The organism is Methylobacterium sp. WL116, from assembly GCF_008039455.1.
Lineage (GTDB): Bacteria > Pseudomonadota > Alphaproteobacteria > Rhizobiales > Beijerinckiaceae > Methylobacterium.
In genome coordinates, this window is sequence record NZ_VRUV01001078.1 from 1 (window position 1) to 589 (window position 589).

The window sequence follows — 589 nt, forward strand, 5'->3', positions numbered from 1 at the left end:
AGGGTCGGCAGGCCGACGATCAGGCCCGCGAGCCAGGCCCAGGCCGGAACCCAGGTCTGCGCCGCCCGGTCGCTCATGCCCCAGACGTAGTTGATGTTGACCGGGGTCAGGCCCGGCTCCGGCGTCGCGGCGTCGAGATAGGCCAGGCTGCCGAGATAGGCGCCGGCGCCGGGCTCGGACCACACCGTGCGGACGGCGAAGGCCTTGGCGGTGGCGCGGTCCTCGCAGATCACCGGGCCGTGGCGGGTGAAGCCGAGCGTGACCGGCTCGTCGGCCTCGCCGCGGACGGGGATGCGCTCGTGCACCCGCTCGATCGGCGCCCAGCCGCCGTCGAACCGGAACCGGTCCGGGTCGCCGGGGTCGACGTCGAGGACGAACAGGTCCTCCTGGTCGAAGGGGGCGATGGTCAGGCCGAAGGCGGCCTTGCCGTTGTGGCCGATGCTGATGCCGGGGAGCGCCGGCTCGCCGGCGCCGATCACGTCGAGCCCGGGCGCGGTGAGGTGGACGACGTAGCGCAGCGCCGGCAGGGCGTAGGCGCGGTGCGGGTCGCTCGCCAGGATCGGCCGCCCGGTGGCGCTGCGCGACGGCG

The 589-nt window shown here is 75.2% G+C and carries 1 protein-coding gene; it reads right to left on the bottom strand.

Annotated features, from left to right (window positions below):
* Positions 1-589, bottom strand: a 589-nt coding sequence (locus FV223_RS29485; RefSeq protein ID WP_147730102.1) for a penicillin acylase family protein, incomplete at both ends; no start/stop codon positions are given.